The 23,184-nt window shown below is 58.9% G+C and carries 21 protein-coding genes and 2 pseudogenes; 9 read left to right on the top strand and 14 right to left on the bottom strand.

Going from position 1 to position 23,184, the window contains the following annotated elements; all coding sequences use genetic code 11:
* Nucleotides 1–19: 19 nt before the first annotated feature.
* Both PSH65_RS01125 and glnK read right to left on the bottom strand, forming a co-directional pair.
* Nucleotides 20–1,357 carry an ammonium transporter gene (locus PSH65_RS01125; RefSeq protein WP_030129121.1) on the bottom strand — a complete coding sequence of 446 codons (1,338 nt, stop codon included), beginning with the start codon at nt 1,355–1,357 and terminating at the stop codon, nt 20–22.
* A 35-nt stretch (nt 1,358–1,392) separates the two neighbouring features.
* Nucleotides 1,393–1,731, bottom strand: a complete 339-nt coding sequence (gene glnK, locus PSH65_RS01120; protein ID WP_002555808.1) for a P-II family nitrogen regulator — start codon at nt 1,729–1,731, stop codon at nt 1,393–1,395.
* Between the two features lie 418 nt (nt 1,732–2,149).
* Between glnK and PSH65_RS01115 the strand changes: the two genes are divergently transcribed.
* Together PSH65_RS01115 and PSH65_RS01110 are read left to right on the top strand one after the other, a co-directional pair.
* Complete coding sequence (locus tag PSH65_RS01115; RefSeq protein WP_007894783.1) at nt 2,150–2,416, top strand: accessory factor UbiK family protein; 267 nt, start codon at nt 2,150–2,152, stop codon at nt 2,414–2,416.
* Between the two features lie 483 nt (nt 2,417–2,899).
* Entirely contained in the window at nt 2,900–3,421 is a 522-nt protein-coding gene (locus PSH65_RS01110; protein WP_305424554.1) for a Bro-N domain-containing protein, read from the top strand.
* A gap of 11 nt (nt 3,422–3,432) precedes the next feature.
* On the opposite strand, the gene PSH65_RS01105 is transcribed toward PSH65_RS01110, so the two are convergent.
* Nucleotides 3,433–3,696, bottom strand: coding sequence for a HigA family addiction module antitoxin (locus PSH65_RS01105; protein ID WP_305424553.1), 264 nt, complete (start codon nt 3,694–3,696; stop codon nt 3,433–3,435).
* A 344-nt stretch (nt 3,697–4,040) separates the two neighbouring features.
* On the opposite strand from PSH65_RS01105, the gene PSH65_RS01100 reads away from it, so the two are divergent.
* A complete protein-coding gene (locus tag PSH65_RS01100) occupies nt 4,041–5,534 on the top strand; it encodes a YifB family Mg chelatase-like AAA ATPase (RefSeq protein WP_305424552.1) in 1,494 nt (497 codons plus the stop codon).
* Between the two features lie 6 nt (nt 5,535–5,540).
* On the opposite strand, the gene PSH65_RS01095 is transcribed toward PSH65_RS01100, so the two are convergent.
* Nucleotides 5,541–6,755 (bottom strand): aldose 1-epimerase family protein, encoded by a 1,215-nt coding sequence (locus PSH65_RS01095; RefSeq protein ID WP_305424551.1) that lies wholly within the window; start codon nt 6,753–6,755, stop codon nt 5,541–5,543.
* 385 nt (nt 6,756–7,140) lie between these two features.
* Between PSH65_RS01095 and PSH65_RS01090 the strand changes: the two genes are divergently transcribed.
* On the top strand, nt 7,141–8,070 hold the full coding sequence (locus tag PSH65_RS01090; protein ID WP_305421584.1) for a transposase: 930 nt from the start codon (nt 7,141–7,143) through the stop codon (nt 8,068–8,070).
* Nucleotides 8,071–8,233: 163 nt separating this feature from the next.
* Here the strand turns inward: PSH65_RS01090 and PSH65_RS01085 are convergent, their stop codons facing one another.
* The 6 genes and pseudogenes from PSH65_RS01085 to coaBC all read right to left on the bottom strand — a co-directional run bounded on the left by PSH65_RS01085 (nt 8,234) and on the right by coaBC (nt 12,948).
* A complete protein-coding gene (locus tag PSH65_RS01085) occupies nt 8,234–8,491 on the bottom strand; it encodes a hypothetical protein (RefSeq protein ID WP_305424550.1) in 258 nt (85 codons plus the stop codon).
* A 195-nt stretch (nt 8,492–8,686) separates the two neighbouring features.
* Nucleotides 8,687–9,593: pseudogene (gene argB / locus PSH65_RS01080) on the bottom strand (acetylglutamate kinase).
* 25 nt (nt 9,594–9,618) lie between these two features.
* Nucleotides 9,619–10,995, bottom strand: a pseudogene (locus PSH65_RS01075) (phosphomannomutase/phosphoglucomutase); the annotation flags it as partial.
* A 17-nt stretch (nt 10,996–11,012) separates the two neighbouring features.
* Nucleotides 11,013–11,213 carry a hypothetical protein gene (locus tag PSH65_RS01070; RefSeq protein ID WP_305424549.1) on the bottom strand — a complete coding sequence of 67 codons (201 nt, stop codon included), beginning with the start codon at nt 11,211–11,213 and terminating at the stop codon, nt 11,013–11,015.
* Between the two features lie 65 nt (nt 11,214–11,278).
* Nucleotides 11,279–11,734: a dUTP diphosphatase gene (gene dut, locus PSH65_RS01065; RefSeq protein ID WP_007894692.1), complete on the bottom strand. Its 456-nt coding sequence runs from the start codon at nt 11,732–11,734 to the stop codon at nt 11,279–11,281.
* A gap of 5 nt (nt 11,735–11,739) precedes the next feature.
* Entirely contained in the window at nt 11,740–12,948 is a 1,209-nt protein-coding gene (gene coaBC, locus PSH65_RS01060) for a bifunctional phosphopantothenoylcysteine decarboxylase/phosphopantothenate--cysteine ligase CoaBC (protein WP_305427080.1), read from the bottom strand.
* 136 nt (nt 12,949–13,084) lie between these two features.
* On the opposite strand from coaBC, the gene radC reads away from it, so the two are divergent.
* A complete protein-coding gene (radC, locus tag PSH65_RS01055; protein WP_305424548.1) occupies nt 13,085–13,759 on the top strand; it encodes a DNA repair protein RadC in 675 nt (224 codons plus the stop codon).
* A gap of 138 nt (nt 13,760–13,897) precedes the next feature.
* On the opposite strand, the gene PSH65_RS01050 is transcribed toward radC, so the two are convergent.
* Nucleotides 13,898–15,484: an ABC transporter substrate-binding protein gene (locus tag PSH65_RS01050; RefSeq protein WP_305424547.1), complete on the bottom strand. Its 1,587-nt coding sequence runs from the start codon at nt 15,482–15,484 to the stop codon at nt 13,898–13,900.
* 445 nt (nt 15,485–15,929) lie between these two features.
* On the opposite strand from PSH65_RS01050, the gene rpmB reads away from it, so the two are divergent.
* The gene (gene rpmB, locus PSH65_RS01045) at nt 15,930–16,163 is read left to right on the top strand and encodes a 50S ribosomal protein L28 (RefSeq protein WP_007894701.1); all 234 of its coding nucleotides are present in this window, start codon (nt 15,930–15,932) and stop codon (nt 16,161–16,163) included.
* A gap of 11 nt (nt 16,164–16,174) precedes the next feature.
* Complete coding sequence (gene rpmG, locus PSH65_RS01040; protein ID WP_007894709.1) at nt 16,175–16,330, top strand: 50S ribosomal protein L33; 156 nt, start codon at nt 16,175–16,177, stop codon at nt 16,328–16,330.
* 188 nt (nt 16,331–16,518) lie between these two features.
* Here the strand turns inward: rpmG and PSH65_RS01035 are convergent, their stop codons facing one another.
* Nucleotides 16,519–16,881 carry a cupin domain-containing protein gene (locus PSH65_RS01035; protein ID WP_038980750.1) on the bottom strand — a complete coding sequence of 121 codons (363 nt, stop codon included), beginning with the start codon at nt 16,879–16,881 and terminating at the stop codon, nt 16,519–16,521.
* 227 nt (nt 16,882–17,108) lie between these two features.
* On the opposite strand from PSH65_RS01035, the gene PSH65_RS01030 reads away from it, so the two are divergent.
* Both PSH65_RS01030 and PSH65_RS01025 read left to right on the top strand, forming a co-directional pair.
* Complete coding sequence (locus tag PSH65_RS01030; protein WP_305424544.1) at nt 17,109–18,602, top strand: aldehyde dehydrogenase; 1,494 nt, start codon at nt 17,109–17,111, stop codon at nt 18,600–18,602.
* Nucleotides 18,603–18,785: 183 nt separating this feature from the next.
* Complete coding sequence (locus tag PSH65_RS01025; protein ID WP_305424543.1) at nt 18,786–19,931, top strand: MFS transporter; 1,146 nt, start codon at nt 18,786–18,788, stop codon at nt 19,929–19,931.
* Nucleotides 19,932–20,006: 75 nt separating this feature from the next.
* Here the strand turns inward: PSH65_RS01025 and PSH65_RS01020 are convergent, their stop codons facing one another.
* Nucleotides 20,007–21,587: a phospholipase D family protein gene (locus PSH65_RS01020; protein WP_305424542.1), complete on the bottom strand. Its 1,581-nt coding sequence runs from the start codon at nt 21,585–21,587 to the stop codon at nt 20,007–20,009.
* Nucleotides 21,588–21,643: 56 nt separating this feature from the next.
* Nucleotides 21,644–23,065: a PLP-dependent aminotransferase family protein gene (locus PSH65_RS01015; RefSeq protein ID WP_305424541.1), complete on the bottom strand. Its 1,422-nt coding sequence runs from the start codon at nt 23,063–23,065 to the stop codon at nt 21,644–21,646.
* Nucleotides 23,066–23,184: the final 119 nt, after the last annotated feature.

Here is a 23,184-nt window from a genome sequence, read left to right as displayed (position 1 = left end):
AAATTTTTCATGCGCGTGCTTACAAGTTGTAGCCGCGTTCGTTGTGAAGCGCCAGATCGATGCCGACAGCTTCTTCTTCCTCGGTCACACGCAGCCCCATGACAGCGTCCAGGACCTTGAGGATGATGAACGTGACGATCGCGGTGTAGATCACCGTGAAGCCCACGCCTTTGCACTGAATCCAGACTTGTGCACCAATGTCGGTGACGGTACCGAAGCCACCGAGGGCCGGTGCCGCGAACACACCGGTCAGGATCGCACCGAGGATACCGCCGATGCCATGCACGCCGAAGGCATCCAGGGAGTCGTCATAACCGAGTTTGCGTTTCAGGGTGGTTGCGCAGAAGAAGCACACCACGCCCGCCGCCAAACCGATCACCAGAGCGCCCATCGGGCCCACGGTGCCTGCCGCCGGAGTGATTGCAACCAGACCGGCCACAACACCCGACGCGATACCCAGTGCGCTTGGTTTGCCGTGGGTGATCCACTCGGCAAACATCCAGCCCAGCGCCGCAGCAGCGGTGGCGATCTGGGTGACCAGCATCGCCATGCCGGCAGTGCCGTTAGCGGCGGCAGCGGAACCGGCGTTGAAGCCGAACCAGCCAATCCACAGCATCGCGGCGCCCATCAAGGTGTAGCCGAGGTTGTGTGGGGCCATCGGGGTGGTCGGGAAGCCTTTACGCTTGCCCAATACCAGGCAGGCAATCAGACCGGCCACACCGGCGTTGATGTGCACCACGGTGCCGCCGGCGAAGTCGAGCACGCCCCAGTCCCACATCAGGCCGCCGTTGCCGGACCAGACCATGTGCGCAATCGGTGCGTAAACCAGGGTGAACCAGATGCCCATGAAGATCAGCATGGCGGAGAACTTCATCCGCTCGGCGAAAGCACCGACGATCAACGCTGGGGTGATGATGGCGAAAGTCATCTGGAAGGTAATGAAGACCGCCTCGGGGAACAGCGCCGCGGGACCGGTCAGGCTCGAAGGCGTGACACCGGCGAGGAACGCCTTGCCCATGCCGCCAAAGAACGAGTTGAAGTTGACGACGCCCTGCTCCATGCCGGTGGTGTCGAACGCAATGCTGTAGCCATAAATGACCCACAGAATGCTGATCAGACCGGTAATGGCGAAGCACTGCATCATCACGGAAAGAATGTTTTTCGAGCGAACCATGCCGCCGTAGAACAGCGCGAGACCGGGAATGGTCATGAACAGCACAAGGGCTGTCGAGGTCATCATCCAGGCGGTATCGCCGGAATTGAGGACTGGGGCCGCCACTTCGTCTGCCGCCATGGCCAGGCCGGGCATTACGAGGGACAACAGGGCTCCTAGCCCTGCGATTTTACGCAGAGTCATATTGTTTTCTCCTGGGGCGTTGGGTTTGTGGCGGCTTAGATTGCGTCGGTATCGGTTTCGCCGGTACGGATGCGAATCGCCTGTTCCAGATTGACCACGAAGATCTTGCCGTCACCGATCTTGCCGGTGTTGGCGGCCTTGGTTATCGCCTCGATAACCCGGTCCAGATCCTTGTCGTCAATGGCGACATCGATCTTCACCTTGGGCAGAAAATCGACCACGTACTCCGCGCCGCGATACAGCTCGGTGTGACCCTTCTGCCGACCGAAGCCTTTGACCTCAGTAACGGTAATGCCCTGCACGCCGATCTCGGACAGCGACTCGCGCACGTCGTCCAGTTTGAACGGCTTGATGATGGCAGTGACTAGCTTCATGAAAACTCTCTCCCGAATTGGTGGACTTGCCCCAGGAAAACAAACCCGACTCAAGTCTAAGCGCAGTGCCTGGCTTTGTAACGCATCGTCGGCCTTACCTGCCCGTCCGACGCCAGCGAACCACTCCGCACGAAACTTCCCCCGTTCCGCTTGGCGCACTGCATTCGTCACAGCGACTGCATCAGTGCATGGGTCACCAGCGACTAAGCAGAAAGCTTGCCATCTATCCAAAACCCATTGATTTCAAGCCCTTGGCCGCTACCGCAGGCCGTTCCAGCCGATTGACGCAACGGTTACGCACAACAACAGTGCGCAGCCGCCCATCCACATGCGCGAAAAGCGTGCATCCGTTGCCGCCGAGATTGACTATAGACACTGCGTGGTACACTGCCCGCCATTGTTGACAGGAACATTTCCCATGCTCGCGCCCAAAGACTTCCTCGACGCCCTGAGCGGCACCGCCTCCCGCCTCTTCAGCGGCGACACCCCACTGCCGAAAAGCGAAATCGAAAGCCAGTTCAAGGCTCTGTTGCAGAGCGGCTTCAGCAAGCTGGACCTGGTGAGCCGGGAAGAGTTTGATAGCCAGATGGTCGTACTGGCACGGACCCGGGCTCGGTTGGAGAGCCTTGAAGCGAAAGTGGCGGAGCTTGAAGCGAAGCTCAACCCACCTGCTGACGCCGAGTAAGCTGATCATTCCCGCGCTCTGCGTGGGAATGCCGCCAGGGACGCTCCGCGTTCCGCTCCAGATGTGACGCAGAGCGTCACGGGATGCATTCCCACGCAGAGCGTGGGAACGATCATTCAATGTTTTCTGTAGGAGCTGCCGAAGGCTGCGATCTTTTGATCTTAAGCCCCGCAAACATCCCAGCAACTTCCTACAAAGAACACCACCGCCGTCCGATTGCGTCGTAAGGCCTCCAGTTTCTATGCTCATCCCCAGCTGAATGTTCAGCTCTGGGTTTGGCGACCTGGAAGACCCCGACGCACCGCGACCACATTCGACCGAGGAATTTGTTCCCATCTCGAATTATGGCGGCTATGCGTGGGAGACCTTCGGGTCTGCCGGTTTTCGGGCGTCACCGGTTCGCCAACCCGCGCATGGCTGCCACCTTTTTCGTTTGGCGACGATCAGAGGCAGTTTTCTTCATTTGATCCCGAGAACTGCACCATGGACGAAAACTATCTAATCCCCCACATCTTCACCCGCCACAAACTCCACCTCCACGCCCGCCTCCTGGAAAACCAGCCCTGGTTCAGCGCCCGCGACCTCGGCCGATTGCTAAGGCTTTTCCTCGACGAACGAGCGTTACGAAAACTCGACCCCGACCAACACCAGTCCGTGCGAATGCTCATCCACGGCACAGTAGAGAACACACTGCTGATCAGCGAATCCGGCGTCTACGCGTTACTGATCTACCACTACTGCCCCGAATACCGAGGCCTGCGCGAATGGCTGACCCACGATGTCGTGCCAGCCCTCAGAGACGCCCAGCAACCCACCTCAACAGAGCGCCCGATCCTGAGTTTGCTGAACTGGCCGGAGATGTCATTGAGTTTGCTGCACTGGAATAACCAGCCGTGGATTCGGTTGCAGGATGTTCCGCAACTGCTGCCAAATGAGAAACGACCGCGAGGTAGGGTCAATGCGCCGTGGTGGAAGCGTGCTTCGCGGGTGCTGCAGTCTTTTTAAGCTCCCGAAGCTCAACCACGCTCGATTTCGGTTCTGCGCTGATCGTAGGCCGATTGCAGGTTTAGCCAGAACTCGGGGGTGGTTTTCAGGCAGAGCGAGAGCTTCTTTGCGAGCTCAGGACTGATACCACCCTCCTGCATCACAAGAGCTCTCACATCACCCGCGACCTCATTCAACGACCTAGCCAAAGCATCCGCTGTAATACCCAGCGGCTCAAGAAACTCCTTTTCAAGGATTTCGCCAGGATGAATCGGCCGCATTCCAGAATTGCTCATATCCCCTCCTGAGGGCTTGATCAGCTTTGATCATAAGCAGCCACCCCGATCCGACAAGAGCGTCCAAGCTCTTTCACCGAAGTCCTTCATCTATTCAGGCCCGGTCCTACAAAGAAATCTAGCTCCTCTGTTGATTACGCCCAAATACCAGCCGCGACGTGACCTTTGTAGCAGCCTTCGGCAGCTGCTACAGATCGCGTTACGGCTTAACTGACTGGAATCAGCTTGCCCCCCAGCAACATCCTGCGAAAGTTTGGTTACTCCGCCGCCACGCTAAATCATCTGCCCACGACTACCCTTCAAAAACCGCAGGAAGCGGTTCCCTGTCAGCTCAAGGAACGACCATGTCCCTCTCCATCGTCCACAGCCGCGCCCAGGTTGGCGTGGAAGCGCCCGCCGTTACCGTAGAAGTGCATCTGGCCAACGGCTTGCCGTCACTGACGATGGTCGGTTTGCCCGAAGCCGCCGTGAAGGAAAGCAAGGACCGAGTACGCAGCGCGATCATCAATTCGGGGCTGCAATTTCCGGCGCGGCGTATCACCTTGAATCTCGCTCCCGCCGATCTGCCGAAGGACGGCGGGCGATTCGATCTGGCGATTGCCTTGGGGATTCTGTCGGCCAGTGTGCAAGTGCCAACGTTGACGCTGGATGACGTGGAGTGCCTGGGAGAGCTGGCGTTGTCGGGCGCTGTGCGGGCGGTTCGGGGTGTGTTGCCGGCGGCGCTGGCTGCGCGCAAGGCCGGGCGCACGCTGGTGGTGCCGCGGGCGAATGCCGAGGAGGCCTGCCTGGCTTCGGGGTTGAAAGTGATTGCAGTGGATCACTTGCTGGAGGCGGTCGCGCATTTCAATGGCCATACGCCCATCGCACCCTACGCTTCCAATGGTTTGCTCTACGCCAGCAAACCCTATCCCGACTTGAACGAAGTGCAGGGGCAAATCGCGGCCAAGCGCGCGTTGCTGATTGCAGCGGCAGGAGCTCATAACTTGCTGTTCAGTGGGCCACCAGGGACGGGGAAAACGTTGTTGGCGAGTCGTCTGCCGGGACTGTTACCGCCATTGGCCGAGAGTGAAGCGCTGGAAGTTGCGGCGATTCAATCTGTCGCCAGTTGCGTGCCATTGAGTCATTGGCCGCAGCGCCCTTTCCGACAGCCACACCACTCCGCTTCAGGCCCGGCACTGGTGGGCGGTGGTTCAAAACCGCAACCCGGCGAAATCACCCTCGCCCACCATGGCGTGTTGTTCCTCGATGAACTCCCGGAATTTGATCGCAAGGTATTGGAGGTATTGAGAGAGCCACTGGAATCCGGCCACATCGTGATCTCCCGCGCCAAGGACCGGGTACGCTTCCCGGCGCGCTTTCAACTGGTCGCCGCGATGAATCCCTGCCCCTGTGGATATCTTGGCGAGCCCAGTGGTAAATGCAGTTGTACACCGGACATGGTCCAGCGTTACCGCAACAAACTGTCGGGGCCCCTGCTGGACCGCATCGATCTGCACCTGACGGTTGCTCGCGAAGCCACGGCGTTAAATCCTGCGCTGAAACCCGGCGACGATACTGCCACCGCCGCCGAGTTGGTTGCCGATGCCCGAGAACGGCAGCAAAAGCGCCAAGGCTGTGCCAACGCATTCCTCGACTTACCGGGCCTGCGCAGGCACTGCAAGTTATCCACAGTTGACGAAACCTGGCTGGAAACGGCGTGTGAGCGGCTGACTTTGTCGCTGCGAGCGGCCCATCGACTGCTCAAAGTAGCGCGCACTCTGGCGGACCTTGAGCAAGTCGATGGCATCACCCGTGAACACTTGGCCGAGGCGCTGCAATATCGGCCGACAACACTCTAGTCAGCGTCAGCCCTTGGTGAGATCAACCAACGGCGTCTGCCGCACCTCGGTCTCCCGCCCACCCTGGATCTCGCTCACCTGCTTCAACGCCTTATCCACAGCCGCTTTATCCGACAACAAGCTATAGCTGATGCGGAACTGCTTCTGTTCCTTCGGCGCAATCGTCGGCACCAGGTTCAGTGGCCGCTGATACCGGCGGTTGTAGGAAAAGCTCGTCCCCGGCTCCAGCCCCGTGACATAGCCCTGCCCTTGGGTATCGGTGTTTTTCCACAGGGAGAACACGGGCAGTGTTTGAGTATTGAAGCCGACCGAAACCCCCAGGCTGCCGGCCTTGTTATGCAACACGGTCAACGTATCGCCCTTGGCATCGGCATAGGGCACCACGTTGTAAACCGTTTCGTCGTAGTCCTTGGTCGGTGCACGGTAGGTTTGCCAGTCGGGCAGATCGCCCTTGGCCTTGTCGTTGAACGGCGACACCTGTTTCACCGGCGCGACGAAGCGGGCGCCCTGCTCGAGGAACGGTGTACTGAAGTTGCTGTGATACAGCGCCTGGTATTCCTTCGGGTAGTCGCCGTTGTTGGTCAGGGTATCGTTGAGGGCGAACGCGACGCTGCCGGGTTCGGTGACCAGTTCGGTTGCGACGGAGAAGTCGACTTTCTTGAACGCCTGCTCTTTCAGCTCGCCGCGCAGGGTGATGGCGTACGGCGGTTTTTCGTCGATGTGCAGGGTGACTTTGTTCGCAGGGATATTAGCGGCGCGACCGTGCAGGGTCAGCAGTTCGCCGTTGTCGATGCCGGGGTGGCCGACCCATTCGTAGCCGCAGCGGGTGACCAATTCATTGAAGCCTTCCAGCCAGCCCAAACCACCACGACCGTTGAGTTCGATGAAGGACGGGTTGACCACTTCCTTGACCGGTGAATCCCAGCCCATGCGTACATTGCCTACCGAAGCTTGCAGCACGTTCATGCCGCGAGTCGGCACCACCGAGAGTTTCATCGTGCCGTTATCGATGTCGACGATACTCACGCCTTCCTGCCGACCGCCGTGCAAGGTGCGCAGGGTCACACTGAAGGGTTTATCGGTTTTTACCCCGAGTTGCTGGCTGGTGATTTGCCAGTTCTGGACGGCTTTGTCGGTATCGAGCAGGACGTAGTCCCAAGCCATGGCTTGGGAGGCAGCGGACAGTGCGCTGAGAGCAACAAAGAGTTTGAGCGGGGTCATGGCAGCAGCCTTTCTTGGAGTTGTGCCAATTTTATAAACTTGAAGAAACGTTTCAGCAAGCATAAAAATCAAGACACTGGTGCTAAATGCCAAGGAAAACCACTAGAGAGGAATTGATCCGCAGATTTGGGACAAATCCTGAATTGGGTCGATCCCTTCGCGAGCAAGCCCGCTTGTGTCTTGCGCAGGACTTAGACTGAAGATGAGAGCGGTGAGTGGCAAGCTGAACGCCCGGAGTGCTAGCAGCACGTGTGGGAGCCCATGCTGCCATTCACCTCTCCACTCTGGTTATTGAGCCCGAACAGTTGAACGAGCCGACCTCGAACATTACAAGCGTGGAGCCCAACCAGAGCGCTCTCATTTATGAGTGTAAGAGGGTTTAGCCATGTTTTCCTGCGCAGGCATTGATGTTTCCAAAGACAGTCTGGAAGTCTGGATTAATTCGCAAGGCATTGGTGCGAGTTTTCCGAACAGCGCCAGTGGTTTCCCGGTGCTGATTGATTGGTTAAAAGGCTTCGAAGTCACCCGCGTGTTACTGGAAGCCACCGGTGGCTACGAGCGGGGGCCCATGAAGGTGCTTCAAAGGGGCGGCTTTGACGTCTTACGAATCAATCCTCGTCGGGCGAAAGATTTTGCCAAGGCAATGGGTTATCGCGCTAAAACAGACGCGATAGATGCGCGGCTTCTCGCCGAATTTGCAACGATTATAAAGGACGCCGATAGCCGTATCACCAGCGCCGAACAGGACAATTTGCGTGCGCTGGTACAGCAACGCGAAAACTTTGTTCAGCAGCAAAGTGACGACAGGCGGCGTATCAAAACGGCTTCTGTCGACTCGATAAAACCCTTGTTGCAAAGCCATATCGACTATTTAGATCAGGCAATAAAGTCGATAGAACAGCTGATCTGCCAAAGCGCCAAAGACCTGGACAGTGAAAAAATTGCCCGCTTGCGCTCGGTTAAGGGACTAGGGCTCGTGACCGCAGCCAGCATCATGGCCTACCTGCCTGAGCTGGGAGAGGTTGGACGGCACGAGATCGCAGCACTGGCAGGGATCGCCCCTTACAACGACGACAGCGGCAACCACGAAGGGCCTCGTCATATAAGCGGTGGCCGATTTGCCGTGCGACGTGCGATGTACATGGCCAGTTGGGCTGTGATTTTGCGACAACCCGAGTTCAAAGCCCGATATGACGCGCTTCGCCTGAGAGGTAAATGCGCGAAAGTGGCGCTGATCGCCTGCATGCGGGTGTTGTTGATAAGGCTGAACGCGATGATCCGTGACCAAACTGAGTGGAGAGAGCAGGCAGCCTAAACAGACTGCTTGCTCATTTGGGAAATCACATGGTTTGAGACTGTGGAAGTTCGGCTGCCCTTTGATCAAACTTCAAAATAAAAGACATCAAGACAGTTGCTCCCACAGGTTCAGCATCGTGGCTGACCAGCATTACCTGCTCAGCCTGACTTATCCTTTAGGATTATTTTTTGCTGGCGCTGCCGAATGCCTCGGCCTTTTTGATCCCGGGCTTATTGGCTTTCTCCGGGTACGGATCAACAACGGCATCGCCCAGGCCGGTAAGAATTTTCCAGCCATGACGAGTGTGTGGGGTTTTCCGGAGTTGCGGGCACGGCGGCATCGAGGTCTTGGCCTGATTCGAGTATTCGTGACCGCAATCGACACAGGCATAGGTGCCGGGTGAAACATCGCTGCCGTAAGGGACGTAATCTTTTCGCATGGTAAATCTCCTGTGGGGACAGAGAAGATCCTATGCAGATTGCTTCCTTCACGATGTCGGACGTTTCGCTCGATTAGGTCAGGCATTTCCGGCACGCATAAAAAAGATCGCAGACTTCGTCAGCTCCTACAGGGTTTTCGTACATCCGAAAATCCGTAGGTGCTGCCAAAGGCTGCGATCCTTTTAAGGTTTGAATCAGTGACGCTTGCGATTGCTGATCAAGGTGCCCACACCGGTATCGGTGAAGATTTCCAGCAGAATCGCGTTCGGTACCCGACCGTCGATGATCAACGAACTGCCCACACCGCCCTGTACTGCTTCCAGCGCGCAACGAATCTTCGGCAGCATGCCGCCGTAGATAGTGCCGTCGGCGATCAGGTCGTCGACCTGTTGAGTCGTCAGGCCGGTCAGAACCGTGCCCGACTTGTCCATCAGGCCGGCGATGTTGGTCAGCAGCATCAGCTTCTCGGCTTTCAGTGCCTCGGCCACTTTACCGGCCACCAGATCGGCGTTGATGTTGTACGACTCGCCGTTGGCGCCGACGCCGATTGGCGCGATCACCGGGATGAAATCGCCTTTGACCAGCAGGTTCAGCAGGTCGGTGTTGATCCCGACCACTTCGCCGACGTGGCCGATGTCGATGATTTCCGGCTGGGTCATTTCCGGCGTCTGCCGGGTAACAGTGAGCTTTTTCGCACGAATCAACTCAGCGTCTTTACCGGTCAGGCCGATGGCGCTGCCGCCATGACGGTTGATCAGGTTGACGATGTCCTTGTTGACCTGGCCGCCAAGAACCATTTCCACCACGTCCATGGTCTGCGCGTCAGTCACGCGCATACCATCGATGAAGTGGCTCTCGATCGACAGACGCTTTGAGCAGGTCGCCGATTTGCGGGCCGCCACCGTGAACCACCACCGGATTGATGCCAACGGCTTTCATCAGCACGATGTCGCGGGCGAAGCCGGTTTTCAGCTCCTCGCTTTCCATCGCGTTGCCGCCGTATTTGATCACCAGCGTCTTGCCGACATAGCGGCGAATGTAAGGCAGCGCTTCGGACAGGACCTTGGCGGTGTTGGCGGCGGCTTCGCGTTCGAGGGTCATTCAGGGCTCCGGGTGCTTCAGAAGATCAAAACGGTAATTGGAGATCAGGTGCAACGCGTTTCAGCTGGACGTGGAACACATCCTTGATGCGCTGCAATTCAGCCTCGTCATCGGCCTCGAAGCGCAGCACCAGCACCGGTGTGGTGTTGGAGGCGCGAACCAGGCCCCAGCCTTTGGCATAGTCGACTCGCACGCCGTCAATGGTGGTCAGGTCGGCGCCTTCACCCCATTGCGCATCGTGCAATGCATCAATGATGCTGAATTTGCTCTCTTCGGTCACATGGATATTGATCTCTGGCGTAGAAATATCGTTCGGGAAGGTTGCGAACAGCTCTTCCGCGGTGGATTTTTCCTTGCTGAGGATCTCCAGCAGCCGCGCGGCGCTGTAAATACCGTCGTCGAAACCGAACCAGCGCTCCTTGAAGAAGATGTGTCCGCTCATTTCGCCGGCCAACAGGGCGCCGGATTGTTTCATTTTCTTTTTGATCAGCGAGTGACCTGTTTTCCACATCAGCGGACGACCGCCATATTCCTTGATCAGCGGGATCAGGCGGCGTGTGCATTTGACGTCGAAGATGATTTCCGCATCGGGGTTGCGTGCTACTACATCCTTGGCGAACAGCATCAGCAGGCGGTCCGGGAACACGACGCTGCCGGTGTTGGTGACCACGCCCACGCGGTCGCCATCGCCGTCGAAGGCCAGGCCCAGGTCAGCGTTGGTTTCCTTGACCTTGGCGATCAGGTCGACCAGGTTTTCCAGCTTGCCCGGGTCCGGGTGATGGTTCGGGAAGTTGCCATCGACATCGCAGAACAGCGGGATGACTTCGCAGTTCAGGGCTTCGATCAGTTGCGGGGCAATCACGCCGGCCGCGCCGTTACCGCAATCGACCACGACTTTAAGGCGGCGGGCGAGTTTGATGTCCTGGACGATTTCGGTGTTGTAGCGGTCGAGAATCTCGACCTTGGTGATGCTGCCCTTGCCGCTGCTCAGGTTGTTGGTCTTGAGGCGGTCGTGCAGGGCCTGGATCTGTTCGTTGGCCAGGGTATCGCCGGCAATAACGATCTTGAAGCCGTTGTAGTTCGACGGGTTGTGGCTGCCGGTGAGCATCACTCCGGATTTGCCGGCCAGTACGTTGGCGGCGTAGTACAGCGCTGGCGTTGGCACCAGGCCGACGTCGCTGACGTGGCAACCGCTGTCGGCAAGGCCCTGGATCAGTTGTTCCACCAGCTCCGGGCCGGAGAGGCGACCGTCACGGCCGACGGACACGTTGGGTTCGTTCTGGGCCAGGCTCTGGGAGCCGATGGCGCGACCAAGCCAATATGCTGTTTCAGCGTTCAAGAATTCCGGGACGGTGCCGCGAATGTCGTAGGCGCGGAAGATGCTGTCGGGGAACTTGGGTGCGACTTGGGCTGGGGTGCTCATCTGTAGGAATGCTCCATTTTGAAAGTGGCTGGTCCTGTCGGCGAAAAACTCGCCGGCAGGCTCAAACTGAAGGGTATGACGGTGTTTTCCACCGAGAGTTCGTGGTGTGAAAAGGCCATGCCATCAGCATCGGCGAGCAATTGGCCGGCCAATGCCTTGATTTTCAGTGGTAAACCTTCCAGATGACGTCTGTGCAATTTTCATCCTTAAAATGCAGAGGGCAGGTCAGGTCGGGCAGTGCTCCCAGCCTGAATGCCGGTGATCAGTGGCTGCCGGAATGGCCGAAACCGCCGGTGCCGCGCTGGGTTTCGACGAACTCTTCGACCATTTCAAAATGCGCTTGAACCACCGGTACCAGCACCAATTGGGCCAGGCGTTCGCCTACCACCATGTTGAAATCGGTCTGGCCACGGTTCCAGCACGACACCATCAGCGGGCCCTGGTAATCGGAGTCGATCAAACCGACCAGATTGCCCAGCACGATGCCGTGTTTATGGCCCAGGCCCGAGCGCGGCAGGATCAGCGCCGCCAAACCCGGATCGCCAATGTAGACGGACAGGCCGGTAGGGATCAGCAGGGTTTCGCCCGGCTTGATAACGGTGTCTTTTTCCAGCATGGCGCGCAGGTCGAGGCCAGCGGAGCCGGGCGTGGCGTACTGCGGCAGCGGGAATTCGGTACCGATGCGTGGGTCGAGGATCTTGGCTTGCAAAGCGTGCATGTAAATTAAACCTGGTTCAGACGATCGGCGATAAAAGTGATCAGCTGGCGAGCGATTTTGCTCTTGCTGGTCTGGGCGAAAAGCGTGGCGTGCAGCTCACGGTCGATCACGCTGCAGGCGTTTTCTTCGCTGTTGAAGCCAATGCTCGGGTTCGCGACGTCGTTGGCGACGATCAGATCGAGGTTCTTGTCTTTCAACTTGCGGGCAGCGTAATCGAGCAGGTGTTCGGTTTCGGCGGCGAAGCCGACACTGAACGGACGATCGGGACGGGTGGCGATGGTGGCCAGGATGTCCGGGTTGCGGACCATCTGTAGCAACAAGCCGTCGCCGTTCGTAGGGTCTTTCTTGAGTTTCTGTGGGGCGACGACTTCCGGACGGTAGTCTGCGACCGCAGCAGAGGCGATGAACAGGTCGCAAGGGATCGCCGCTTCGCAGGCGGCGAGCATGTCGCGGGCACTGACCACATCGATACGGGTGACGCGATCCGGGGTCGGCAGGTGCACGGGACCGGTGATCAGGGTCACGCGGGCACCGGCTTCTACCGCGGCTTCGGCCAGGGCGAAGCCCATTTTGCCGGAGCTGTGGTTGGTGATGTAACGCACCGGGTCGATGTTTTCCTGGGTCGGGCCGGCGGTGATCAGCACGTGTTTGCCGGTCAGCGCCTGGCGCTGGAAGCAGTCTGCCGCGCACTGGGCGAGGTCGGTGGCTTCGAGCATGCGGCCCATGCCGACGTCGCCGCAGGCCTGGCTGCCGGAGGCTGGGCCGAAGACCTTGAGGTCACGGCTTTCGAGGGTTTGCAGGTTGGCCTGGGTCGCCGGGTCACGCCACATGGCCTGGTTCATCGCCGGGGCAACCGCGACCACCGCGTCGGTGGCCAGCACCAGCGTGGTCAGCAGGTCGTCGGCAATGCCTTGGGCCAGGCGGGCGATCAGGTCCGCGGTGGCAGGAGCGATCAGCACCAGGTCGGCCCATTTGGCCAGCTCGATGTGGCCCATGGCGGCTTCGGCTGCCGGGTCCAGCAAATCGAGATGGACCGGATGCCCGGACAAAGCCTGCATGGTCAGCGGGGTAATGAATTCGCTGCCGCCACGGGTCATGACCACGCGCACTTCAGCGCCCTGGTCGATCAGGCGGCGAACCAGATCGGCGCTCTTGTAGGCAGCAATGCCGCCGCCGACGCCCAGAACGATGCGTTTCCGATACAGCCGCTGCATAGGTCTGCCTTTCATTTCGTTGATGACTGCTTGGCGATACCCCCTCCCCAGGGATGAATTCGCCAGCAAAAAAGATGGGCTACGATATCACAGCGACCGCTATGGAACAGCGGCGCCCACATTCCAGGGAGGTGCTATGAGTATTCGCGATTGGCCGGCGGCCGAGCGGCCACGGGAGAGGTTACTTGAGTTGGGTTCGGGGAGTCTTTCCGACGCCGAACTGCTGGCGATTTTTTTAAGAACCGGCGTATCGGGTAAAAGCGCAGTTGATCTGGCGCGACATCTGCTGACTCAGTTTGGCAGCCTGCGCTCACTGCTAGAGGCCGATCAGGCTGCGTTCAGCAGGCAATTAGGACTTGGGCCAGCGAAGTTCGCTCAGTTGCAAGCGGCACAGGAAATGGGCAGGCGGCATTTGGCCGAACGTGCACGCCAAAAATCGGCACTGGAAAATCCGCAGGCGGTCCGTGAGTACCTGAAATCGATGCTGCGCCACGAGCCTCACGAGGTATTCGGGTGTCTGTTTTTGGATTCAAAACATCAAGTGCTGACCTTTGAAGTGCTGTTTCGCGGCTCCATCGACAGCACCAGTGTCTATCCAAGACAAGTGGTTAAACGCGCTTTGGCCCACAACGCCGCAGCGTTGATCCTCTGTCACAACCATCCGTCGGGTAACTCCAGCCCCAGTCAAGCCGACCGAATGCTGACCAAGCGCCTGCAAGAGGCGCTGGACCTGATCGATGTGCGGGTGCTCGACCATTTCATCGTCGGTGACGGCGATCCGCTGTCCATGGCCGAGTATGGGTGGATGTGAGCGAGGGATACGGAGCTAAGTAAGTCCCTGTGGGAGCGGGCTTGCCCGCGATGACGTCGGCAAATTCAACATGGTTGTCGCCTGAAAGTCCGCTATCGCGGGCAAGCCCGCTCCCACAGGTTTTTTTGTCGGGTCGGATTACTTGAGGTTAACCTTCGAGTAGTCCTGCCGGCCGAACGGACTGACCTGATAGCCCTGCACATCCTTGCGCGTCAGCGCAAAGGCAGTCGGGTGAGCCAGTGGCAGCCACAACGCCTGTTGCTGGATCTGCGCCTGGGCCTGTTCGTAGAGCTTGGTGCGTACACCTTGCTCGCCAGTGGTTTTGCCGGCGCTGATCAACTTATCCAGATCCTGGTTGCAGTAGCGGGCGAAGTTGGTGCCGGATTTGACCCCCGCGCAGGAAAACTGCGGCGTGAGGAAGTTGTCCGGGTCACCGTTGTCGCCGGCCCAGCCCATGAACAACAGGTCGTGCTCGCCGGCCTTGGCGCGGCGAATCAGCTCGCCCCACTCGATTACGCGAATTTCGGCCTGGATGCCGATTTCCGCCAGATCGGACTGCAGCAATTGCGCGCCGAGGCTCGGATTGGGATTCAGCAGGCTGCCGGAGGGGCGAGTCCAGATGGTGGTCTGGAAGCCACTCTTGAGCCCGGCCTTGGCCATCAATGCCCGGGCTTTCTCGACATCATGGGGATAGCCCGACAGGTTTTTGGCGTAGCTCCAGGTATTGGGCGGGTATGGGCCGTTGGCAGGCTCGGCGGTGTCTTCGAATACGGCCTTGATGTAGTTGGCCTTGTCGAACGCCAGGTTGATCGCCTGTCGCACTTCAGGTTTATCCAGCGGCGGATGCTGGCTGTTGATGCCGACGAATGCGGTCATGAAGGCGTCAGTCTTTTCCACCTTCAGGGTCGGTTCCTGCTTCGCAGCCTGTACGTCCAGCGGTTTGGGCGACAGGGCGATCTGGCACTCGTTGCGGCGCAATTTCTGCAAGCGCACGTTGGCGTCCGGAGTGATGGCGAAGATCAGCGGGTCTACCGATGGCTTACCACGGAAGTAATCCGGGTTGGCCTTGTAGCGAATCGAGGCGTCTTTCTGGAAGCGCGTGAAGATGAACGGGCCGCTGCCGATCGGCTGGCTGTTGAGTTTCTCCGGGGTGCCGGCCTTCAACAGTTTGTCCGCGTACTCGGCCGAATAGATCGAGGCGAACCCCATGCTCAGGGTGGGCAGGAAAGTCGAGTCCGGGTGATCGAGGGTGAAGCGGATGGTAAGCGGGTCCAATGCGTCGATCTTCTTGATCAGCGCCGGTAACTGCATCGACTGGGCGTGGGGGAAGCCGCTCTGGGCGACTTTGTGCCATGGGTTCGCGGGGTCGAGCATGCGGTCAAAGCTGAACTTCACGTCTTCGGCGGTCAGGTCACGCGTCGGGTTGAAGTATTCGGTACGGTGAAATTTTACCTGCGGGTGCAATTTGAAGACGTAGGTCAGGCCGTCGGGTGTGACTTCCCAGCTGTCCGCCAGGCTGGCGACCACTTTGCCGCTGGCGGTGTCGAAGTCCACCAGGCGGTCCATCAGCACGTCGGCCGAGGCGTTGGTGGTGGTCAGCGAGTTGTATTGCACCACATCGAACCCTTCCGGGCTGGCTTCGGTGCAGACGCTCAGGGCGGCAGCCATAGCCTGTGGGCTCAGTAGAAGCGGGGCGAGCAGCAGCGGTAGGGCAGCGAGGCGCATGGTCGGATTCCTTTACAGATCGAAGGCCCATCTGCAAGTGCAGTCTGGAAAAGGCTTACCCTAGTGGGCTCTTTTGCAAATGACTATCCCCTTTTTCGTTTTAAGGGGACTATGTGCGCTTGTTTTCGGTGATGCGGGCCGAGGAAAACCCGGAATCGGTCGGTTAGCCGATTCTCTGCGACGAGCGGTCTTAATCGACGACAGCCTTTATTCAAGGCGCCCGGCGCCCGGAAAAAGGGGATTTTATCAAGTTCGCGCACACGGAATGTTGTTGCTCTTCAGTCTTTCTGGTATAAAGCAGCGCTCTTTTCTAGGGGCCCGGTTCCTTCACTGTAGGTGTAGCCGGTAAGACCTCTAAAGAAACGCGGCGCCTGGCGCCAAATGACTGAGAGATTAAGCGGCCAACCCATGCCGGGTTGGGCATGTGGTTTTAGAGGGCTGAGGCATGTCGAGAGTATGTCAAGTTACCGGTAAGGGTCCGGTGACTGGGAATAACATTTCCCACGCAAACAACAAAACCCGTCGTCGTTTCCTGCCGAACCTGCAGCATCATCGCTTCTGGGTTGAAGAAGAGAAACGTTTCGTGCGTCTGCGCGTATCTGCCAAAGGCATGCGTATCATCGACAAGCGTGGCATCACTGTCGTGCTGGCCGAAATCCGCAAAGCTGGCAAGATCTAAGGGAGCTAATCATGCGTGAATTGATTCGTTTGATTTCGAGCGCCGGTACTGGTCACTTCTACACTACCGACAAGAACAAGCGCACTACTCCGGACAAAATCGAGATCAAGAAATTTGATCCGGTTGTTCGCAAGCACGTGATCTACAAAGAAGGCAAAATCAAGTAATTGATTTTTCCCTCTTACGAAAAAGGCCCGTATCGCGAGATACGGGCCTTTTTTGTTGCCTGTGGGTTTTGTGTTGTCTGTCAGGGCTCATCGCGGGCAAGCCATGCTCCCACAGGTTTTGTGATTGACACAGATCCCTGTGGGAGCGGGCTTGCCCGCGATGGGGCCGGTTCAAACAGCGCAAGTTTTCAGGCCTTCTGTTCAAACACCACATAAATCTTGCGGCACGGCTCCAGTACTTCCCAGGTGCCTTTGAAACCGGCCGGAATCACGAAGCGATCGCCCACGCGCAGGGTCTTGGCGTTGCCATCGCCGTCGCGCAGCACTGAAACCCCCTGAACAATTTCGCAGTATTCGTGCTCGGTATAGTTCACTAGCCACTGGCCGACTTCGCCTTCCCAAACACCTGCACTCATCTGGCCGCACGGGCTGTTGTAGTGGTTGTACACCGCTTGCTCGGGGTCGCCCTTGAGGACTTTCGCCGGGTCGGGCCGATAACGATCGGGCTGGGTGTTGGCCTGGCTGAAATCGACGATGTCCTGAATGCTCATGCTGGTATTCCCCCGTGATTGCGCTGGAAAATTGAAAGTCTATGTTTATTAAAATGAACATCGCAAGGCCGTTTGCCAGCCTTGTGTCAAATATATTGAAACTTCACCGGCCGCTGGTTTAGGGTAATGGTTGCCTTGAGCCGAAAAGCAGGCTGGCCGGGCAGAATTCCTGACAGCACCCGCATAGAACGCGGGGCACTCGTATTCAATAAGAGGAGGACACTCGAATGACCACCCTGACTCGTGCCGACTGGGAACAACGGGCTCGCGATCTGAAGATCGAAGGCCGCGCCTACATCAATGGTGAATACACCGATGCCGTCTCCGGTGAGACCTTCGAGTGCATCAGCCCGGTCGATGGCCGTCTGCTGGGCAAGATTGCCAGCTGTGACGCCGCCGACGCCCAACGCGCCGTGGACAACGCCCGCGCCACTTTCAATACCGGCGCCTGGTCGCGCCTGGCGCCGACCAAACGCAAAGCCACCATGATTCGTTTTGCCGGCCTGCTGAAACAGCACGCCGAAGAGCTGGCGCTGCTCGAAACCCTGGACATGGGCAAGCCGATCAGCGATTCCCTGTACATCGATGTTCCAGGCGCGGCGCAAGCCCTGAGCTGGAGCGGTGAAGCCATCGACAAGCTCTACGACGAAGTCGCTGCTACCCCGCACGATCAACTGGGGCTGGTGACTCGCGAGCCGGTCGGTGTGGTTGGTGCGATCGTGCCGTGGAACTTCCCGTTGATGATGGCTTGCTGGAAGCTCGGCCCGGCGCTGTCCACCGGTAACTCGGTGATCCTCAAGCCTTCCGAAAAATCGCCGCTGACTGCCATTCGCATTGCGGCTCTGGCCGTTGAAGCCGGTATTCCGAAAGGTGTGCTGAACGTGCTGCCGGGTTACGGTCACACCGTCGGCAAGGCCCTGGCCCTGCACAACGACGTCGACACCCTGGTGTTCACCGGGTCGACCAAGATCGCCAAGCAACTGCTGATCTACTCCGGCGAATCGAACATGAAGCGCGTCTGGCTCGAAGCCGGTGGCAAGAGCCCGAACATCGTGTTCGCCGATGCGCCGGACCTGCAAGCCGCCGCCGAAGCCGCTGCCGGCGCCATTGCCTTTAACCAGGGCGAAGTCTGCACCGCTGGTTCGCGTCTGCTGGTCGAGCGTTCGATCAAGGACAAGTTCCTGCCGCTGGTGATCGAGGCCCTGAAAACCTGGAAGCCGGGCAACCCGCTGGACCCGGCAACCAATGTCGGTGCGTTGGTGGATACCCAGCAGATGAACACTGTGCTGTCCTACATTGAGTCCGGTCACACCGATGGCGCCAAACTGGTGGTGGGCGGCAAGCGCATTCTTCAGGAAACCGGTGGCACTTACGTTGAGCCGACGATTTTCGATGGCGTGAGCAACGCGATGAAAATTGCTCAGGAAGAGATCTTCGGTCCGGTGTTGTCGGTCATCACCTTCGACAGCGCTGAAGAAGCCATCCAGATCGCCAACGACACACCTTACGGTCTGGCCGCTGCGGTCTGGACCGCCGACATTTCCAAGGCTCACCTGACTGCCAAGGCTTTGCGTGCCGGTAGCGTGTGGGTCAATCAATACGACGGCGGCGACATGACCGCACCGTTCGGTGGCTTCAAACAATCCGGCAACGGTCGCGACAAATCGCTGCACGCGTTCGACAAATACACTGAGCTGAAGGCGACCTGGATCAAGTTGTAAGTCAGTAAGGGAGCCCGATTGAACATCGGGCTCTGAAGGACACAGATCCCCTGTGGGAGCGGGCTTGCCCGTGATAGCAATCTGACAGCCAACCTCTATGTTGAATGTTAAGACGCCATCGCGGGCAAGCCCGCTCCCACAGTGTTTTGCGCTGCACATAAAATATCCACAGGAGCGTGGAACATGCGTTGGGCGACTTATTTCGCCGTGTTGGCGTCTGTCTTGAGTGTTGGCCTGGCCTTGGGTGTCAGCATGCCGTTGGTGTCGTTACGCCTGGAAGGCTGGGGCTACGGCTCGTTCGCGATCGGTGTGATGGCGGCAATGCCGGCCATTGGGGTATTGCTGGGGGCGAAAATCTCCAGCCACCTCGCGGCCCGTCTTGGAACGGCCAATCTGATGCGCCTGTGTCTGTGGGCCGGTGCGGTATCTATCGGCTTGCTGGCAGTGTGGCCGAGCTATCCGGTCTGGCTGGCGCTGCGGTTGATGATCGGGGTGATCCTGACCCTCGTCTTCATCCTCGGCGAAAGCTGGATCAACCAACTGGTGGTCGAGCAATGGCGCGGTCGGCTGGTGGCGTTGTATGGCAGTAGCTATGCGCTGAGTCAGCTGGCCGGGCCGTTACTGTTGGGTGTGTTGGGCACCGAGCACGATTACGGCTTCTGGGTCGGAGTCGGTTTGCTGATGACGTCACCGTTCCTGCTGCTGGGCCGCGGCGGCGCACCCTCCAGTGAAGCTTGTAGCGTAACCCTCGGTGATTTGTTGACCTTCTGCCGCGGCTTGCCGGCAATTGCCTGGGCAGTGTCGCTGTTCGCTGCGTTCGAAGCGATGATCCTGACTTTGCTGCCGGTCTATTGTCTGCGTCAGGGCTTCACCACGGAAATCGCCTTGGCGATGGTCAGCACGGTGGTGGTGGGTGATGCCTTGCTGCAATTGCCGATTGGCGCGCTGGCTGATCGCTTGTCGCGGCGTACGCTATTCACCGGCTGTGCGATGCTCTTGTTGCTGTCGAGCCTGGCGATTCCATTGCTGATCGACACGCTACTGATCTGGCCGCTTTGGGTGTTGTTTGGCGCCAGTGCCGGCGGTTTGTTCACCTTGTCGCTGATCCTGATCGGCGAGCGTTATCGCGACGATGCGCTGGTGCGGGCCAATGCCCACATCGCACAGCTATGGGGAATTGGTTGCCTGATCGGGCCCTTGGCAGCCGGTGCCGGAAGCCAGTGGATCAGCGGGCATGCCTTGCCGTTACTGATGGCGGCGGGCGCGTTGGGGCTGGTGATTCTGGTGTCGCGGCAAGGGGCGTTTGGCACGGTTGCCGAACCGGCCTGAGCGCTGCACAAACCTGTGGTGAGAGGGCTTGTCTGTGGTCAGAGAGCTCGCCACAATTGATCACCAGACTCCTGACTACAGCATCTTCTCTAGGCCAACCATGCTGCTGAGCCATGAATTGAAGTGTCGCCACCAACCTCCCGGTTCTTTGGTCAATGTGTGCTGCTTGCCGTCATCTTCGGTGACCCAGACGATCTGACCCTTCTCCAGCCGGGCCTGATAGCTGAGGGCGGGCGCCATGCCCTCCAGTGCCAGTTCGCGCACCCGCCCGGCGAGCTGTGGGTTGTCCACCAGTACCCCGACTTCGGTGTTCCACAGTACCGAGCGAGGGTCGAAATTGAACGAGCCGATGAAGGCTTTCTGTCGGTCGAAAATCATCGCCTTGCTGTGCAGGCTGGAGTCGGAGCTTTGGTAGGAGCTGCTCCTGCTGTGAAACAGTCTCGGTCCGCTGCCGCTGTCACCGTTGTCGCCGGGCTGGCGGCGTAATTCGAACAGTTGCACGCCGTGCTCCAGCAAGGCTTTGCGATAGGGTGCGTAACCACCATGTGTGGCCGGTACATCGGTGGCTTCCAGTGAGTTGGTCAGCAAACTCACCGACACGCCGGCATCGGCGCGACCGGTCAGGTACACCAGCCCCGGTTCGCCGGGCACGATGTAAGCCGAGACCATGATCAGCTCCTTGCTGACCCCATTGAGCTCGGGCGCCAACTGGGTGGTCAGTTGCAAGTGCGGAGCCGGCTCGCCCTTGGACAGTACCTTGCTCGGTGCGTCCCACAGCGCCTGGTTCCACGCCCAGATCAGTTCCCGGCGCCAGACATCCAGGCGCGGGTGAGTGGTGTAGGCCATCAGCTGTTGATAGAGCGCGTGATTCTGTTTGCGCGTTTCCTCCAGGGATTCGTCCAGTCGGGTCCGGGTGTTTTTCAGATCCCTGGCTGTCGGCTTGGTCGAGAGAAACTGCTCGATCGGCTTGCTCAAGGCGCTGTTCCAGTACTGGTCGAAGCTGTGCCCCAACTGCTCTGCAACCGGGCCGACACTGAGCATGTCGATGTCGGTGAAATTGAGGTTGGGTTCGGCATCGAAATATTCGTCCCCCAGGTTGCGCCCGCCAACGATCGCCGCGCTGTTGTCCGCGACCCACAGTTTGTTATGCATGCGCCGATGTTGCTGCGACAGGTTGAAGAACCGGCCCATGGTTCGCGTAACGACGGTGCTGCGGCCCAGGTGCAGCGGATTGAATACGCGGATCTGAATCTTCGGATGCGCGGCGAGAGTCGCGATGATCCGGTCCAGACCATCGCTGGTGGTGTCGTCGAGCAGAATCCGCACCCGCACGCCGCGGTCGGCGGCCTTGAGCAGCTCGCTCACCAGTATTCGTGTGCTGATGCCGTCATGGACGATGTAGTACTGCAGATCGAGGCTGCTTTGGGCGTTGCGAATCAGCTCGGCACGAACGGTGAAGGCCTCGGCGCTATCGGAGAGCAGGCGAAAGCCCGATTGGCCCTGATGGGGGGCAGCCTGTGCCTGGATCGAACGGCCGAACGCCGAATTGGCCGCCGGCAGGGCCTGACTCGGTTCGCGAGGGACATTGAGTGTTGTACAGCCACCCAGGAACGAGGCGAGTAACAGAAGAGCAAGCAGGGGCTGTCTGATTCTCACGGAGCGTATTCCGGGTGGTGGCGGTTAGCATATGGACGCCGCACCCCGAAGAAAGGTCAGTCGGTTTCCGCCAGCAGTTTGATCGCTGTCGCACCGACCTTTCGTACTGCTTCTTCGATCTGCGGGGTTGTTTTGGCAGCGTAGTTCATCCGCAGGCAATTGCGGTACTTGCCCGAGGCGGAAAAGATACTGCCGACAGCAATCTGTACGCCTTGATCATGCAGCGCCCGATTGAGTTTCAGGGTGTCGAAGCCCTCCGGCAGTTCAACCCACAGCATGAAGCTGCCTTGCGGACGGCTGGCTCGGGTGCCGACGGGGAAATAGCGGGTCACCCAGTCGATCATCGCGTCGCGATTGCGCTGGTATTGCGTGCGCATCCGCCGCAAATGTGGTTCGAAGTGCCCGGCCTTGAGAAATTCGGCAATCGCAATTTGCGGTTGCGGCGCGGTGGAGCCGGTGCTGATGTACTTCATGTGCAGCACCCGTTCCAGATAACGGCCCGGTGCGACCCAACCAATGCGCAGGCCCGGTGCCAGGGTCTTGGAAAAAGAACTGCAGAGCAGGACGCGGCCGTCTTCGTCGAAGGATTTGATCGTGCGCGGGCGCGGGTAGGTGTAGGCCAGCTCGCCATACACATCGTCCTCGATAATCGCCACGTCGAAACGCTGTGCGAGCGTCAACAGCGCACGTTTGCGCGACTCCGGCATGATGTAGCCCAGCGGGTTGTTGCAGTTGGGGGTCAACTGTATGGCTTTGATCGGCCATTGCTCCAACGCCAGTTCCAAAGCATCGAGGCTGATGCCGGTGAGCGGGTCGGTGGGGATTTCCAGGGCTTTCATGCCCAGGCCCTTGAGCGTCTGCATGGCGCCGTGAAAGCTTGGCGAATCCACGGCGACGATATCACCCGGCTCGCAGATGGCGCGGATGCTGGTGGACAGCGCTTCATGGCAACCGGTAGTGACCACCAGATCGTTGGCGCTCAACTGGCAGCCGGAATCGAGCATCAGGCGAGCGATTTGCTCACGCAATTCAAGGGTGCCGTAGATGTTGTCGTAATACAGGCCGGGCATGTCCTGACGACGGCTGATTCGCGCCAGGTTGCGCAGCAGCGGTTTCATGGTCGGCGTGGTGATGTCCGGCATGCCGCGACCCAGTTGCACGACGTCCTTGCGCGGTACGGCGCGGATCAGTTCCAGCACCTGATCCCACTGCGAAATATCCACCGGTCGCTGGGCCGGCCGGCCAACCACTGGCAACTCTGGCAGTTCGCGACTCACGGGCACGAAGTAGCCGGACTTGGGTTTGGGCATCGCCAGACCAACGTCTTCCAGCACTCGATAGGCCTGCTGCACTGTGCTCAGGCTGACCCCGTGTTCGACACTCAGCGCCCGCACCGAGGGCAACCGGTCGCCGGGGCGATAGAAGCCCTGTTCGATACGCGTGCCGAGCAATTCGGCGAGGTTGACGTAAAGGGTCATGACGCAGTCTCGGTATGGGTGATTGGGTTAACCAGTACAGATGGGGCAAAAATATGTGATTCAGAGGCTGAAACGGAAAATCTGTATGGAATTAATACACCATCGTTGAATCTGTAATG

Source organism: Pseudomonas sp. FP603 (assembly GCF_030687415.1).
Lineage (GTDB): Bacteria > Pseudomonadota > Gammaproteobacteria > Pseudomonadales > Pseudomonadaceae > Aquipseudomonas > Aquipseudomonas wuhanensis.
Note: the sequence above shows the minus strand (reverse complement) of the source record. Positions and strands in the feature narration are given on the sequence as shown.

Excerpts from the sequence above, each read along its gene's own strand:
- coaBC (WP_305427080.1), bottom strand. The coding sequence starts at position 12,948 with ATGCAGCGGCTGTATCGGAAACGCATCGTTCTGGGCGTCGGCGGCGGC.
- PSH65_RS01105 (WP_305424553.1), bottom strand. The coding sequence starts at position 3,696 with ATGAGCAATTCTGGAATGCGGCCGATTCATCCTGGCGAAATCCTTGAA.
- PSH65_RS01125 (WP_030129121.1), bottom strand. The coding sequence starts at position 1,357 with ATGACTCTGCGTAAAATCGCAGGGCTAGGAGCCCTGTTGTCCCTCGTA.
- PSH65_RS01050 (WP_305424547.1), bottom strand. The coding sequence starts at position 15,484 with ATGCGCCTCGCTGCCCTACCGCTGCTGCTCGCCCCGCTTCTACTGAGC.
- radC (WP_305424548.1), top strand. The coding sequence starts at position 13,085 with ATGAGTATTCGCGATTGGCCGGCGGCCGAGCGGCCACGGGAGAGGTTA.
- glnK (WP_002555808.1), bottom strand. The coding sequence starts at position 1,731 with ATGAAGCTAGTCACTGCCATCATCAAGCCGTTCAAACTGGACGACGTG.
- PSH65_RS01095 (WP_305424551.1), bottom strand. The coding sequence starts at position 6,755 with ATGACCCCGCTCAAACTCTTTGTTGCTCTCAGCGCACTGTCCGCTGCC.
- PSH65_RS01085 (WP_305424550.1), bottom strand. The coding sequence starts at position 8,491 with ATGCGAAAAGATTACGTCCCTTACGGCAGCGATGTTTCACCCGGCACC.
- PSH65_RS01115 (WP_007894783.1), top strand. The coding sequence starts at position 2,150 with ATGCTCGCGCCCAAAGACTTCCTCGACGCCCTGAGCGGCACCGCCTCC.
- PSH65_RS01110 (WP_305424554.1), top strand. The coding sequence starts at position 2,900 with ATGGACGAAAACTATCTAATCCCCCACATCTTCACCCGCCACAAACTC.
- PSH65_RS01015 (WP_305424541.1), bottom strand. The coding sequence starts at position 23,065 with ATGACCCTTTACGTCAACCTCGCCGAATTGCTCGGCACGCGTATCGAA.
- PSH65_RS01025 (WP_305424543.1), top strand. The coding sequence starts at position 18,786 with ATGCGTTGGGCGACTTATTTCGCCGTGTTGGCGTCTGTCTTGAGTGTT.
- rpmB (WP_007894701.1), top strand. The coding sequence starts at position 15,930 with ATGTCGAGAGTATGTCAAGTTACCGGTAAGGGTCCGGTGACTGGGAAT.
- PSH65_RS01090 (WP_305421584.1), top strand. The coding sequence starts at position 7,141 with ATGTTTTCCTGCGCAGGCATTGATGTTTCCAAAGACAGTCTGGAAGTC.
- PSH65_RS01035 (WP_038980750.1), bottom strand. The coding sequence starts at position 16,881 with ATGAGCATTCAGGACATCGTCGATTTCAGCCAGGCCAACACCCAGCCC.
- PSH65_RS01100 (WP_305424552.1), top strand. The coding sequence starts at position 4,041 with ATGTCCCTCTCCATCGTCCACAGCCGCGCCCAGGTTGGCGTGGAAGCG.
- PSH65_RS01030 (WP_305424544.1), top strand. The coding sequence starts at position 17,109 with ATGACCACCCTGACTCGTGCCGACTGGGAACAACGGGCTCGCGATCTG.
- dut (WP_007894692.1), bottom strand. The coding sequence starts at position 11,734 with ATGCACGCTTTGCAAGCCAAGATCCTCGACCCACGCATCGGTACCGAA.
- rpmG (WP_007894709.1), top strand. The coding sequence starts at position 16,175 with ATGCGTGAATTGATTCGTTTGATTTCGAGCGCCGGTACTGGTCACTTC.